A 15,784-nucleotide genomic window follows, 5' to 3' on the forward strand; every position below is an offset into this window, starting at 1 on the left:
AAAAAGGAGCAACGCCTTGCTCCAACCTTTGTTAACCTTAAATCTAATACTATGAAAAACACATTGCAAATGTACGGCTTTTGGCGGTATCTGCAAATAATCCAAGAAAAATAGTATGTTTTATAACACGTTTTAAGAATACTGTGCGGGTTGTTAATAATTCAGGAGCTTGTTTAAAGACTTTTTTACTATAAGATAACCAAATAAATCTTGGTGTTGACGGGATGGTAGATTAGTGGGAAATCAGTATCTTTGCCCACTGATTACTGAATTAAAAAAGAAGAGGAGACTACCTGTGAGCAACGATATTGAACTAACCCCTATGATGAAACAGTTCCTTGACCTGAAAGCAAAACACCCGGATGCGGTGATGCTGTTTCGATGCGGGGACTTCTACGAAACTTATTCAACAGATGCAATTATTGCAGCTGAGATACTGGGAATTACCCTGACTAAACGCGCCAATGGAAAAGGAAAGACTATTGAGATGGCCGGTTTTCCTCATCATGCGCTGGATACCTATTTACCAAAACTGGTTCGTGCCGGTAAACGTGTAGCTATCTGTGATCAGTTGGAAGATCCGAAGATGACGAAGAAACTGGTGAAACGCGGCATTACAGAACTGGTTACTCCGGGTGTGTCTATCAATGATAATATTCTCAACTATAAAGAAAATAATTTCCTTGCCGCAGTGCATTTTGGCAAATCAGCCTGTGGTATTGCCTTTCTTGATATCTCTACCGGTGAATTCCTGACGGCAGAGGGACCTTTCGATTATGTGGATAAGCTGCTCAATAATTTTGGTCCCAAAGAAGTACTCTTTGAACGCGGTAAACGTGGTATGTTCGAGGGTAACTTCGGAAGTAAATTCTTCACTTTCGAACTGGACGACTGGGTTTTTACCGAAACGACTTCCCGTGAGAAACTGCTGAAACATTTTGAGACGAAAAATCTGAAAGGTTTTGGTGTGGAACATCTGAAGAATGGTACAATTGCTTCGGGTGCTATCCTGCAATATTTAGATATGACACAGCATACACAGATTGGTCATATTACCTCGCTGGCCCGCATTGAAGAAGATAAGTATGTGCGTATGGACAAATTTACCGTACGTAGTCTCGAGCTTATCGGCAGTATGAATGATGGCGGCAGCAGTTTGCTCAATGTCATTGATAAAACGATTAGCCCGATGGGAGCCCGTTTGCTAAAGCGCTGGATGGTATTTCCATTGAAGGATGAAAAGCCGATTAACGATCGCTTGAATGTAGTGGAGTATTTCTTTCGCGAACCGGAATTTAAAGAACTGATTGAGGAACAGCTGCATCTGATAGGAGATTTGGAGCGTATTATTTCGAAAGTGGCGGTAGGACGTGTGTCACCGCGCGAAGTAGTACAGTTAAAAATAGCTTTGCAGGCTATCGAGCCTATAAAAGAAGCTTGCCTGCAGGCAGATAATGCCAGCCTGAACCGGATAGGAGAGCAATTGAATCTCTGTATTTCTATACGTGACCGGATAAGTAAGGAAATCAACAATGATCCTCCTTTATTGATAAACAAAGGAGGCGTGATTCAAAGTGGGGTAAATACCGAGTTGGACGAACTGAGACAAATAGCCTATTCGGGCAAAGATTACCTTTTGAAGATACAGCAACGTGAAAGTGAACAGACAGGGATTCCAAGTCTGAAGATTGCTTATAATAGTGTATTTGGTTACTATATAGAGGTACGCAATGTACACAAAGATAAAGTACCTCAGGAGTGGATTCGCAAACAGACGCTGGTCAATGCGGAGCGTTACATCACTCAGGAGTTAAAAGAGTACGAAGAGAAAATCCTCGGGGCAGAAGATAAGATTCTGGTGCTTGAAACCCGGCTTTATACGGAGCTGGTACAAGCTTTGAGTGAATTTATTCCTGCCATCCAGATTAACGCCAATCAGGTAGCGCGTATCGACTGTTTATTGGCATTTGCCAATGTAGCACGTGAGAATAACTATATTCGCCCGGTAATTGAAGACAATGACGTACTGGATATCCGTCAGGGGCGTCATCCGGTGATTGAGAAGCAGCTTCCGATAGGTGAGAAATACATTGCCAATGATGTGATGCTGGATAGCACAACGCAGCAGATTATTATTATTACGGGTCCCAATATGGCCGGTAAATCTGCTCTTTTGCGTCAGACGGCATTAATAACTTTGCTGGCTCAAATCGGTTCTTTTGTTCCTGCCGAAAGTGCTCACATCGGATTGGTAGATAAGATTTTCACCCGGGTGGGAGCCAGTGATAATATCTCCGTTGGCGAATCTACGTTTATGGTAGAGATGAATGAGGCGGCGGATATTCTGAATAACGTTTCTTCGAGAAGTCTTGTACTGTTTGATGAGTTGGGGCGTGGAACCTCTACCTATGATGGTATTTCGATAGCCTGGGCCATTGTAGAGTATATTCATGAGCATCCTAAAGCAAAAGCACGTACTCTTTTTGCTACGCACTATCATGAACTGAATGAGATGGAGAAATCTTTCAAGCGGATAAAGAATTATAATGTATCGGTGAAAGAGGTTGACAATAGAGTTATTTTTCTTCGTAAACTGGAACGTGGTGGTAGCGAGCATTCTTTCGGTATTCATGTAGCTAAGATGGCAGGTATGCCGAAAAGTATTGTGAAGCGTGCCAATGAAATTCTGAAGCAGCTTGAATCGGACAATCGTCAGCAAGGCATTTCCGGTAAACCATTAGGTGAGGTAAGTGAGAACAGAGGAGGAATGCAGTTGAGTTTCTTCCAGTTGGACGACCCTATATTGTGCCAGATCAGAGATGAGATACTCAATCTGGATGTGAATAACCTTACTCCGATTGAGGCGCTTAACAAGCTGAGTGATATAAAGAAGATAGTGAGAGGGAGATAATCGCTCCAACTAATATGGAAGTAATGGCACTGAACCAGGGTTCCAGAATGGATGGCACTTTATTGAGCCATGGTATGGCGACTGCATTTATTCAACATAAATCATCTTTTTCGTCATTCCCCCGTCGATAGTAATGTTTTCACCATTGATAAAATCATTCTCCTCCTGGCTGAGGAACAGGCACATTCGGGCAATATCCTCCGGTTTCCCTACTCTCCCCGAAGGGTGTTGTGTATGATCTTCCGTCCGGAGTTGTTCATAGTCATGATTCTGTATCCAGCCCGGTGCAATGGAGTTGACAGTAATGTGCCATTCGGAAAGTGAAACTGCCAATGCGTGGGTCAATGAGTAAATACCACCTTTGGAAGCTGCATATCCTTCACTTCCGGGCTCGCTCATCAGGTAGCGGGTTGAACAGATATTGATAATTCTTCCGAACGGGTTGCGGGAAGGTTGCGATTTACGATGGATAGCCAGCAGTCGGGAAGTGATGAATGCCGGACGCAGGTTTACAGAAAGGATATTATCAAAATCGTCTATACTTGTTTCGGTAATGGGAGAGAATTTGCTGATACCTGCATTATTGACAATTATATCGATATCACCCCAAACCAGAAAGATACGTTGCATGCAACGCTCAAGGGATTCCTGATCGCTTACGTCGACTTGGTAAAATACGGTTCCGGTTTCTTTGGCCAGTTGTTGTCCTGCCGTTTCGTTCTTATCGCAAAATGCTACGCGGTAACCTGCATTGCAAAATGCCTGTACGATGGCTTTACCTATTCCTTCAGCTCCTCCGGTTACGAATACTCGTTTTTTCTTTTCCGTGATGGGTGGGACTGATTTATTCTGTTGACTGATTGCTGGTTTACCATATTTCCGGGCTTTCTCCCAGGCAGCTTTTCTTGCTTCGTACTCTTCGCGTTGTTTTTCTATATAATTATCTGCCATAAACAAGCTTGTTTAATATACGGATATAACATTAACCTATAGCTTTTCTTGTGTTCGCAAATGCTTGTTGAGAAGCCAGGCTTCATCTCAAGAAATCTTCCACTTTCTTATAAAACAGTGAAAGATGATGTCCGTCTATAAACCCATGGTGAATAGTCATTGCAATTGGCATTACTAATTTACCCTCTTTTAATATTGCTTTTCCTGCATTCATCAAAGGGTAATTACTACCATGACGATGTTCTTGTGTACAGGTCAGTGAAGTGAAATATAAGTCGGGAGTAGCACTTAACAATATAACATCAAGCAGATCTTTGCCACCCACTTTTTCCATGTCATACGGGTCTCCATCAGGGTTGATGGCATCTATGGCCGATTTGGCTTCCGCATAAAAGGCATTAAAATCTTTGTTCCATGACAGACGGATGGTGAAGAAACGTCCGTTTTCTTTTACCTTTATAGGGGTCAACATATCTACGTTGTCGAAATAGACTACATTGCCTTTTGCATCTATGCGAAAGCGAAACTCCGGTATTTCATTGACGGCACGCAACACGGCGTAGAGATAGTGGAGGAAGAATGATTGTCCTGCGGCTTTGGCACGGGCTTTGGCTCCTCCGCACTCTACCTCTGAGGTAATGGAGATAGTGGGGTTCTGAAAACTTTTGAAGAACTCATAATTACTTTTCCGTTCCCAGGTTTCTATGTCTATAATATGCTTCATTTTTTGATGGATTTCCTGTCATAAAAGAACATGAAATAGAGGCCGATGATCACAAAGGGGACACTCAGCCATTGCCCCATGTTGAGGCTCATATTGTCTTCAAAGCTAACCTGATTTTCCTTTAAGAACTCAACGAAGAAACGGAATACAAAGATGGCCGTCAGACAGAGTCCGAAAAAGAAGCCGCGGTGTAGCTTTTTGTTATAGAACTTATAAAGATAGATCATCACCAGGAAAAGCAGGAAATAAGCGATAGCTTCGTAAAGCTGTGCCGGATGGCGTGGGAGCATATCTGTACGCTCAAAAACGAAAGCCCAGGGTACATCGGTCGGTTTACCAATGATTTCAGAGTTCATCAGGTTGGCCAGGCGGATACAGCAGGCAGTGATGGGAGTGGCTACAGCAATCATATCTACTACATCCATATAATGCATTTTCATTTTACGGCAATAGAGCCAGAGGGCAATCATCAGTCCTAACGTTCCACCGTGGCTGGCAAGCCCTTCATAACCTGTGAATTTCCAACCTCCGTCGGGCAGGAATCTGATAGGAAGTATCATTTCCCAGAATCCCCGGAAACTGGTGAGATAGGTCTGAGGATCATAAAATATACAATGTCCCAGTCGGGCCCCAATCAGAATACCAAAGAAGCAATAGAAAAACAGGGGCTCAAATTTCTTTTCACTTATCTTTTTATCCCGGAACTGATAGTGAACTATCACATAGGCCAGAAAGATACCAACGGCCCACAATAGTCCGTAATAGCGAACGGGAAGTCCGAAGAGGTTGAACAATTCGGGGTTCGGGTTCCAGTTGATCGATAATAAAATGGTATTCATAATGATTGAGTTTAATTTTATATTCTGAATTTCTTGGCTACTTCCTGATAGGTAGGCACTTCTATTCCCTGTTCTTCGGCAGCTGTTATCATGTCAAAAAGCAACCCTTGTATTTCGGATTGATGTCCTTTTTCCATATCTTTCTGCATGGATGCGGTACTTTGTGGGTCGAGTTTATCAATTACTTTGAGATTGTAGGTGACGGGGTCTTCGGAGAATTCGATACCGAGTTTCTTTCCTAACATGGCACTTTCGGTAGACAGGCCTATGAAAGTATCACGTATTTTACCCGGCTTTTGCACTTCGCCCATAGGAACATTGAAATAAGCTCCGGTGACGGCCATGGCCGAGATAAAGGACCACTTGACAAATGTATCCCGTTGGATATCCGGTGACAGATCTACTTTTATTCCGCTTTCTACCAGATCGTCACGTACGGCTTCAAGCAGTCCGGCGGGTACGTTTGTGCCTTTATGCGCTCCATATACCAAACGGAAAATGGTTCCCATCTGAGTGATTTCTCCCGGGGCGGATACGAACCCTACAATGTAAATACAACCATCCAGAACGGTTACGCCCGGAACAAGGCGCTGAATACGTGGACCTGTACCGTAAACATTGAGTATGGGAATTACGATTGTTTTTTCATGAGAAGCCCGTTTTATCAGATCTGTGATAGAGTCGACAGAATAGCCTTTGACACAAACAAATATTATGTCTGCTTTTCCAGTATACTCTTCTGCTGTGCAAGCTTTCACTGGAATGGTATGATTGCCTTTCAGATCTGACTTTAGTGTCAACCCATTGTTCTGTATAGCTTCCAGGTGCGCCCCACGGGCTATACAGGTAACATCCTTTCCGTTCAGTGCAAGGAAGGCAGCAATACTGCCTCCCACACCTCCGGTTCCTGCTATAAGATAATTCATTCTTTATACGTTAAAACGGAAATGCATGATATCTCCGTCCTGTACTACATATTCTTTTCCTTCCACACCCAATTTACCGGCTTCTTTCACGGCAGCTTCTGAGCCATACTGGATAAAATCATCATATTTGATAACCTCTGCACGGATAAATCCTTTTTCAAAGTCGGTGTGGATTACTCCCGCACACTGGGGTGCTTTCCAACCTTTTTCATAAGTCCAGGCACGTACTTCCTGTACACCGGCTGTAAAATAAGTTTCCAGATTCAATAATTTGTAAGCCGATTTGATAAGCCGGGCTACCCCTGATTCTTCCAGTCCTACTTCGGCAAGGAACATCTGGCGGTCTTCGTAAGTTTCCAGTTCGGCAATATCCGATTCTGTTTTGGCAGCAACAATAAGAATTTCTGCATCTTCATCTTTTACTGCTTCGCGAACCATGTCTACATATTTGTTTCCGTTTACGGCACTTGCTTCGTCCACGTTACAAACATACATTACTGGTTTGCTGGTAAGCAGAAAGAGTTCGCGGGCAATTTTCTGTTCGTCTTTGGTTTCAAACTTTACAGTGCGGGCCGATTTTCCCTGCTCCAATGCTTCTTTGTATTTAACGAGAATGTCATAAGTCTGTTTGGCAGTCTTATCACCTCCTGTTTGTGCTTGCTTTTGTACTTTCTGTATACGTGCGTCAATTGTGTCGAGGTCTTTCAACTGTAGTTCATAGTCAATGATCTCTTTGTCACGCACAGGATTTACACTTCCGTCTACATGCGTTACATTATCATCATCAAAGCAACGAAGTACATGCAGGATGGCATCTGTTTCACGAATGTTTGCGAGAAACTTATTACCTAATCCTTCGCCTTTACTGGCACCTTTTACCAGTCCGGCGATGTCTACTATTTCTACGGTAGTGGGTACGATTCGTTGCGGATGTACCAGTTCTGCCAGTTTATTCAAACGTTCGTCCGGAACAGTGATTACACCTACATTCGGTTCAATTGTACAAAAAGGGAAGTTTGCCGCCTGTGCTTTCGCGTTCGACAAACAGTTGAAAAGTGTCGACTTTCCTACGTTGGGAAGTCCGACAATACCACATTGCAATGCCATTTATCTATTTCGTTATTATATTTATTATCAATGCCTGTGAACAGTACGTTCTGTTTAAAATATGTCTGCAAAGATAACTATTCTTTTAAAAATACAGGTGATAACGTCTTAAAAAAGGGTTATATGTGAGTTGTACTGTCCGGTGTGTACTTTGGGAAGAAATAACTGAAGCTTTCTTTTGTTATCGGGATATATTCGTTACCTTTTGTAGGAAGTGCTGTACGACATGCACATCTGGGACATGCTGACATGCACATGTCGTGCTGTACGAGATGTGCATGTCATACTGTACGAGATGCACATGTCGTACATCGTTTTGTTATAACCTTTAATACGTTTGATTACAACGTTTAATACGAAAGACTATGGGATTGATTTATTTGGTAAGAAAGAAAAGATTCAGCACAGTAGAGGGATTTAAGGAACTCTATTACGCTGTACAGAAGAAGCTCCAGAAGCGTGGGGGTAAGAATGAAAATGACCTGGCAGATATGCTTTCTTCGCAAAGTGGCAGGAGTAAAGGTGATGTATTGAGTATACTTACCGATCTTCCTAAGGTGATGGAGGAAATATTGAAAAGCGGAGAGTCGGTCACTATTCGTGGACTCGGTTCGTTTCATGCAGCTGTTACGAGTGACGGTTTTGAGCATCCTGAGGACGTACTTCCTCATGAGGTGCGCTTGTCCAGAGTGTACTTTGTGGCCGACCGCAGATTCACCAACCGTGTTGGCAAGATGAAATTCTTCCGTTATCCCTTGTCGAAGTATTTTCCGAAAAGTGCATTACGGGCAGAAACTTTAGTAAAAGAGGCTGAAGAAGAGTTCGAAGAAGACTTCGGACAAGGGGTGGAATAAGTGAAAGTTAAGTGGCTCTGCTACTTTTAGTGCATACTATTTAATAACGGAGTCTCTTAACAAAAAGAATCTTTAGTTGTTACTTATAAGTGTCATTCTCATGTCACTACAGGTATTTTTTTTCACATTTTGGTTAGTATAAGGTTATTTTCAGATTAAAAAATAAACCATAGATGATTCAGTAAACAGCCAAAAATAAGAAGAAATCCGCTCTGAAACTAACTTCAAGAGATGGTAGTGAATTTGCCTGTCGAGCTAATTTCTTCAATTATATCAATCATACTTTTATCACTTCTATTTAAGAATAATGGCAAAACATCGGAATATTGATACTTTTTCATATATTTGTAACGACTATATTAAAGGGATTTACCTAACTTTGAATCGCAATTAAGAAAACTTATATGTGCTTAAATCTCAATTCATGGGATAAGCAGATTCTAACCCATTGAAAAAATAATGCAGCCAAAAAGGAGTTTATTTGATGATTAATGAAGAAACTATAATTCGTCAAATGAAGGAAGGTAACCAATTAGCCTTCACTTTATTATTTAATGAATACAGTAAACAAGTGTATTCACTGTCTTTCAAATATTTATATAATAGAGAACTTTCTGAGGATGTTGTTCAGAATGTCTTTTTCAAAATATGGGAAAAACGAAAAGACATAGACGAATCCCGTCCTTTTAACCGCTATCTTTTTACTATTCTTAAAAATGACTTACTAAATGTATTGCGTGACAGGGATAAAGAAATATTTCGTATCTCAGATAATCTAAATCTCTTAAATACACTAACCAACGAAACCGAAGAACCCGCACTGGATGAAGATCAGTTACGTTTGGTCCGCAAGGCTATTGAACAATTGTCTCCGCAGAAGCGAAAAATCGTAGAATTAAAAATCTCCGGGAAATATTCAAATCAGGAGATTGCCGACCAACTAAATTTATCTATAAATACCATCAAATTCCAGTACAGCCAGGCTCTAAAAGAGTTACGCATGACGATAAGATTATTCTCTTTTATACTACTCTTTTGCGGTAGTTTATAAAAAGAATTATTTTTTTAGAAAAAAAACGCATTTCATATAATACTTTTCTAACCTACTTGTGTATTACTGATAAAAGACAATCATAAAAATGGCAACTCAAGATAAAAAAACGGCATTGAATGCTATTTCTCAAGCAATTGACGAAGATATTGAAAATATCATTGAAGGAAAAGAGATAGTCATTCCCGAAACAGAAGACACCTGTTTTCGTCAGGAGCAAGTGTATACGAATTTAATGAGTCGTATCAACTCGAAAGGCAGAAAGTTCTCCTGGATGAAAATTGCTGCTGTTTTATTGCCATTCTTAATATTGAATATAGCATTTTGGGTATATTCTGATATTGATGATAATCGGATAGCTGTAAACAAAGAAATTTATGTACCGTGTGGAGAGAAAATGACCGTTCTACTATCAGATGGAACAAAAGTATATTTGAATGCGGACACTAAACTCACCTATCCGGAACAGTTTGTAGGGAAAGAACGAAAAGTATCTATTGAAGGAGAAGCATATTTCGAGGTTAAAAAGAATACTGAAAAACCTTTTATAGTGGATGTTTCCTCCATGCAGATAAAGGTATTAGGAACCTCGTTCAATGTTAATGCATATCCATCGGAGAAAAAAGTTCTAACTACTTTGGACGAAGGTTCTGTAAAAATACGAAATGTACAAAGTAATTCGTTTGACTACATTATGAAACCTGGAGAAACAGCCATCTTTGAAAAAGAAACCGGAACATGTATCGTACAAAAAAATAAGGATTACAAAAACGAATCTATATGGTTGAAAGATGTATTGATATTTAATGATACTCCTTTGGAAGATGTACTCAAAATATTGTCCAGAAAGTACAATGTACAGTTTAGTGTAGAAAACAAAGCGATCTATTCTTATACTTATACATTGAAAAGTGAAAGTGAATCATTACAGGAAATATTGGAAAACATGGGACATATAACGCCTATCAAATATGAGAGAGTAAATCGAAAAGAAATAAAAATAAGTCCGCGATAGATACAAACCTAATCTAATAATTATATACTTATGAATACACCATTACAACCTATATCGGCATTTTCAACATAAGAATTTGTTATAATTCAGTCTGTTCACTGAGATAGCCATAAATATATTAAAATCAAGCAGTTAAGAAACAATGATTTCTTAGCAAGGGATTTTATTGCCTAAAATTTAAAGTAATCATAATTCTAAAGAACACACAATGAAAAATTCTTCGAAAAAAAATCATTATTGTCTTTACTCTCATGTAAAACAGTGGATGTCTGTTTTGTTGGTATTATGTATATTTCCCTTAGCATCGCATGCACAAAATTGGGAAATAACACTAGACCTGAAAGATGTAACACTTGAAAATGCTGTTACTCAAATTGCCTCACAAGCTAAAGTGTCAGTAGCTTATAGTAAAGAATTTGTTGACACGAAACAACTGGTAAGCATTTCTGTTAAAAATGCTTCTTTAAAAGAGGCATTGAACAACTTATTGAAGAAGACGAATATCGGTTATAGCATTTCGGGTGACAAGCTACTTTTATTTGACAGAAAGATCGGGAATACAAAAGACCCGATAAAGAAAGTGAAAGTCCGCGGGCAAGTTACAGATCAGGTCACAGCAGAGCCAATGGTTGGAGTTAGTATCCTCGTAAAAGGAGGAAAGGAGGGAACTATCACTGATATAGATGGTAATTACTCTATAGAAGTAGTTCCCGACCAGACCTTGGTCTTCTCCTTTATCGGATATAAAACAAAGGAAGTTCAAGTGGGTTCCAAAACAGAAATTTCGGTTCATTTGGCAGAAAATACTCAGATGTTGAATGATGTAGTAGTTGTGGGTTATGGTGTACAGAAAAAAGTTAATTTGACAGGAGCTGTATCGGCTGTAAAAGGAGATGAACTGGCCAGCCGTCCTATTACAAATGTAGGCAGTGGACTACAAGGTATGTTACCTGGTGTATCTATCGTACAACCATCCGGACAACCGGGTAATGATAAAATGTCAATTGTAATTCGTGGCATTAGTACACTAAACAGCAAAACTGATCCGCTTATTCTGATCGACGGAATTGCCGGCGGTGATCTGAATATGCTGAATCCTGATGATATAGAGAACGTATCTGTATTGAAAGATGCTGCCTCTTCTGCCATCTATGGTGCTCGGGCTGCCAACGGTGTTATTCTGGTAACAACCAAACAAGGTAGTCAGAAAGAAAAAACTACGGTAAGTTATTCCGGATATATAGGTTTCCAAACTCCTACAGCTTTGCCCGATCTGGTAGATGGACGTGAATATATGGAATTAGCCAATGAAGCTTATGTAGCTGCCGGTTTTGGTAAATTGTACCAACAAGAAGCTTTTGATGCATATGACAGAGGTGACTCTCCCAACGATTACTCAAACACTGATTGGGTAAAGGAAGTTTATAAAAAGTCTGCTATGCAAACAGGACATAATATCAGTGTTCGTGGGGGTACGGAAAAAAGTGGTTATTATATGTCATACGGTTATTTGGATCAGGATGGTCTTATCATTGGTGATCCGTTTTCTTCTAAAAGACATAATGCCCGTCTAAGCATGAATACAGAACTTTATGATCGCCTCAAACTGAATGGGAACATTAGTTTTGTAGACTTTTATCGTCAGGAAAACGGGGTATCCGGAACAACAGGTGTATTCAGAACTGTGCAGCGCGTATCTCCTCTTCTTCCTGTAAAATGGAAAGAACAAAATGAAAACGGAGAGTGGGTGGATACAGATCATTACGCATATACTTCATTGATGAATCCGGTAGATATCGCTTACAATTCCGGTTATAATAAACGCAATTCCCGGACATTCAACGGACAGATAAATGCTTCTCTTAAAGTTATAAACGACCTGTATATTAATGGACAATATGCCGCTAATTACTATACCCGAGATACAAAAAGATTTGTTCCTACCATGAACCGTTGGATGTCTGACGGAACAGAAGATCCGGGAAATAAATTGAGAAAAAATTCTATCAGTGAATCTCATATCAATACATTAACCCAGACACTGAATGTTACTGCTACTTATCAAAAAAATATCAACCGACACGATTTTAAATTACTGGGTGGTTTCTCTCAGGAATGGGCACACACCAATACTTTGAGTGCCGGTAGAAAATTACTTCTTCTGGATGGAATTGAAGCTATAGATGTTGGAACAGACGAAATAACCAATGGAGGTGGTGCCGAAGAATGGGCCTTAAGATCTTTCTTTGGACGTCTGAATTACAATTATGACGAGAAATACTTGCTCGAAGCCAATGTTCGTCGTGACGGTACATCCCGTTTTGCTAAACAAAATAGATGGGGATATTTTCCCTCTTTCTCTGCCGGATGGAATTTTTCTAAAGAGAAATTCATGCATTTTGCTGAGCCTGTTTTACAAATGGCCAAGCTACGTGCTTCGTGGGGAGAATTGGGAAATCAGAATGTAGGAGATAATTATTATCCTTATCTGGTAGCAATTGAATCCGTTGATAAAGCCTACCCTATTGGTAACCAACTAAACACAGGTTTTGCGCAACTCGCTTTAGGAAATGCGAACATCAAATGGGAAACAATCCGTATGCTGAATATAGGTATTGATTTGTCACTTTTCAATAATCGTCTCACCATTAGTGCCGACTGGTTTAAAAAGAACAATATGGATGCTCTGGTACGTCCTTCTTTACCATTGGTTTTAGGAAAATGGCAAAAGGATACAAGCCGTGACTATTTACCATTAGAGAATTTAGGGGAAGTAGAAAGCAAAGGCTGGGAATTGAACATAGCCTGGAGAGACCAGATTGGGCAGGTGAAATACCGTGCATTCTTTAATTTGTCAGATTCAAGAAATAAGATTATAGATTTAGGCTCGAGTGCTCCCGTTTTAGGCGATCAGATTCGTAGAGTAGGCGATCCGATTGATGCTTATTACGGATATAGAACGGATGGATTGGCACAAGTAGAAGATTTTGAAGGAAAAGACAGCTTTGGAAACTATATCAATCCGAAATTTCCGCTCATACAAGACGGAGTTGCCGTACAGCCGGGTGATATCAAATATAAAGATATTAGCGGACCGGACGGGAAACCTGATGGGATCATAGACGACTATGACAAAGAAGTTATCGGTAATAAGGCTCCAAGATATTCCTACTCATTTAAAGGTGAATTAGAATGGAAAGGCCTTGATTTCTCCTTCTATTTCCAGGGAGTTGGTAAAGCCAATGGTTATTTAAGTGAAGAAGCAAGACATTGTTTTATCAATGATTATTCAGTTCCCAAAAAATCTCATTTAGACAGATGGACCCCTGAAAACCCCAATGCTTCATATCCTCGTTTGTATTATGCACAGACTCATAATCGCAGATTTTCCGATTATTGGATAGAAAATGCAGCATACCTCCGTCTAAAAAATATACAATTAGGATATACACTTCCACAACAATGGATGAGGAGTTGGGGAATAAGTAAATTGAGAGTATATGTTTCTGCCGACAATTTATTTACTGTTACTAAATACTTCGATGGTTTCGATCCTGAAGTCCAGCAATCTTCAGGTGATACCTATCCGCAGGTAAAAACATATGTATTCGGATTAAATCTAACTTTTTAACTTAAACAATAGGAAATAGCATTATGAAAAATAAAATAAAATATATCCTGACAGGTTGCTGTCTGATGACTACTTTTAGTTGCAGCGATTTCTTAGAAAGATATCCTTTGGATAAAGCTGTTAATGATACTTACTGGAAAACCGAAGCTCAATTAAGAGCTGCTTTATATCCTTGTTATGAAGGACTTCAATATGACCTGATCATTAATTTAGGTGAGGCATGTGCAGAAACAGTAATATGGGGAGATCCTACTTCAGGGTTAAGCAAAGTGGGAGGAGGAACCAGTAGTGCTCAAGATAACTTTCCGTTCTATAACTATTGGAGAGATATTTACGGACATATCTTTGATTGTAATAACTTTTTGGATAACTATGACCAGGTAAATATGGATCAGGAAGCGAAAGACGTATATGCAGCCGAAGTAAAAGTTATCCGTGCATTGCAATATTTTTGGCTGACTTCAGTATGGGGTGACGTACCATTGATTGATAGGGTTATTGGGTCTGAAGAAGCTTATGGTCCTCGTAATCCGAAAAAGGAAGTTATAGACTGGATGATCGAGGACTTGAAATGGGCAGCAGAAAAGTTAGGACCGGAAATCCAGACAGGTCAGGAAGTCGGTCGTATTGACAGATGGGGAGCTTTGGCACTGATGGCCCGTATTGCTCTGCAAGATGGAAGATACGAATTAGCAGAAAAGGTTTCTAAATATATTTTGGATAATAGTCCTTATGACCTGTATGATTATGAGAAAGTTTACCACTTGGAAGGAAACGCTGAAAATGATCCCAAAAACAATGAATCTATGATTTATAGTTTGTACGTCAAAGACATCCGAATGAATAACATGACCAACTATACATGTACTCCGGTAAACTACATACGTCTGAATGCCTCCAAAACATTGGTTGACGCCTTCCTCTGTACAGATGGAAAACCGGCAACAACAGGTCTTGAATATTATAAAAAAACAGATGTGGCAATTTCTCCTTTATCAAAATATCCGGTGAAACGTTATGCAGACTATTTTAAGGATAGAGATCCTCGTATGAAGATGACACTTTATACACCGGGCGATGCATGGCCAGGTGGCGATGACGGTGACGCAGGTAACAGAGTAAATGCTACTTTCGGATTACCCCGCTTCGCTCCTTTACAAGGAAATAACAATAATGGCGCCAATACCAAAACTGGATTCTATTTCAAAAAATACAATACTCCGGAACTGGCAGGTTTAACAAATCAGGATCATAATAATATCAATGTGATCCGCTATCCGGAAGTTATTCTCATCTATGCAGAAGCTTTGTTTAACCTGCAAGGCGGGACATTGACCCAAGATCAGATTGATGAAACTATTAACCGATTGCGTAACAGGGTTGGTATGCATCCTATGAAACTTTCTGAACTGGAAGCTTGGAATATGGATTTAAAGACTGAGTTAAGACGCGAACGGAGAATTGAAATGTCATTTGACGGAATGCGCTACTTTGACATTTTACGCTGGAAAGAAGGTTTCCGTTTAGGACGTGCTATTACTTGCCCAAGTCTGGAAGTATGTATGGATGAGTTAGGGGGATGTCCGTATGTAGACGATCAAAATAATCCGATTGTAGATGAATTTGGTGATGTGGTTTATGATAAATCGACGGCAGAAGGCGGTGGACGTAATTTTGATGAAAGTAAACATTACCTATGGCCAGTTCCCTATCAGGAAAGATTAAAAAATCCGGCATTAGGACAGAATCCGGGCTGGTAATAGTAAAATTATGAC

At 40.0% G+C, this 15,784-nt stretch carries 11 protein-coding genes; 6 read left to right on the forward strand and 5 right to left on the reverse strand.

All coding sequences use genetic code 11. From position 1 onward, the window contains the following. Positions 1–295: 295 nt before the first annotated feature. Positions 296–2,911, forward strand: a complete 2,616-nt coding sequence (gene mutS / locus ACESQI_RS19325; RefSeq protein WP_232301991.1) for a DNA mismatch repair protein MutS — start codon at positions 296–298, stop codon at positions 2,909–2,911. Positions 2,912–2,998: 87 nt separating this feature from the next. On the opposite strand, the gene ACESQI_RS19330 is transcribed toward mutS, so the two are convergent. The 5 genes from ACESQI_RS19330 to ychF all read right to left on the reverse strand — a co-directional run bounded on the left by ACESQI_RS19330 (position 2,999) and on the right by ychF (position 7,458). Beyond that, positions 2,999–3,862: an SDR family NAD(P)-dependent oxidoreductase gene (locus ACESQI_RS19330; protein WP_122201487.1), complete on the reverse strand. Its 864-nt coding sequence runs from the start codon at positions 3,860–3,862 to the stop codon at positions 2,999–3,001. Positions 3,863–3,944: 82 nt separating this feature from the next. Then, entirely contained in the window at positions 3,945–4,586 is a 642-nt protein-coding gene (locus ACESQI_RS19335; RefSeq protein WP_373126822.1) for a chloramphenicol acetyltransferase, read from the reverse strand. Then, positions 4,583–5,425, reverse strand: a complete 843-nt coding sequence (gene lgt, locus ACESQI_RS19340) for a prolipoprotein diacylglyceryl transferase (protein WP_002558432.1) — start codon at positions 5,423–5,425, stop codon at positions 4,583–4,585. Before lgt ends, ACESQI_RS19335 begins: the two co-directional genes overlap by 4 nt. Positions 5,426–5,442: 17 nt before the next feature. Continuing rightward, on the reverse strand, positions 5,443–6,351 hold the full coding sequence (locus ACESQI_RS19345; protein ID WP_373126824.1) for a ketopantoate reductase family protein: 909 nt from the start codon (positions 6,349–6,351) through the stop codon (positions 5,443–5,445). Between the two features lie 3 nt (positions 6,352–6,354). Continuing rightward, a complete protein-coding gene (gene ychF / locus ACESQI_RS19350) occupies positions 6,355–7,458 on the reverse strand; it encodes a redox-regulated ATPase YchF (protein ID WP_196039873.1) in 1,104 nt (367 codons plus the stop codon). A gap of 365 nt (positions 7,459–7,823) precedes the next feature. On the opposite strand from ychF, the gene ACESQI_RS19355 reads away from it, so the two are divergent. The 5 genes from ACESQI_RS19355 (at position 7,824) to ACESQI_RS19375 (ending at position 15,769) form a co-directional block, all read left to right on the forward strand. Beyond that, positions 7,824–8,312, forward strand: a complete 489-nt coding sequence (locus ACESQI_RS19355) for an HU family DNA-binding protein (protein ID WP_002558429.1) — start codon at positions 7,824–7,826, stop codon at positions 8,310–8,312. 484 nt (positions 8,313–8,796) lie between these two features. Next, entirely contained in the window at positions 8,797–9,363 is a 567-nt protein-coding gene (locus ACESQI_RS19360) for an RNA polymerase sigma factor (protein WP_122201477.1), read from the forward strand. Between the two features lie 88 nt (positions 9,364–9,451). Further along, a complete protein-coding gene (locus ACESQI_RS19365) occupies positions 9,452–10,378 on the forward strand; it encodes a FecR family protein (protein ID WP_002558427.1) in 927 nt (308 codons plus the stop codon). A 208-nt stretch (positions 10,379–10,586) separates the two neighbouring features. Then, a complete protein-coding gene (locus ACESQI_RS19370; RefSeq protein ID WP_122201476.1) occupies positions 10,587–14,009 on the forward strand; it encodes a TonB-dependent receptor in 3,423 nt (1,140 codons plus the stop codon). Positions 14,010–14,032: 23 nt separating this feature from the next. Beyond that, positions 14,033–15,769 carry a RagB/SusD family nutrient uptake outer membrane protein gene (locus ACESQI_RS19375; protein WP_007483015.1) on the forward strand — a complete coding sequence of 579 codons (1,737 nt, stop codon included), beginning with the start codon at positions 14,033–14,035 and terminating at the stop codon, positions 15,767–15,769. The last annotated feature ends 15 nt before the right edge of the window (positions 15,770–15,784 follow it).

Source organism: Bacteroides sp. HPS0048 (genome assembly GCF_964240755.1).
GTDB lineage: Bacteria > Bacteroidota > Bacteroidia > Bacteroidales > Bacteroidaceae > Bacteroides > Bacteroides nordii.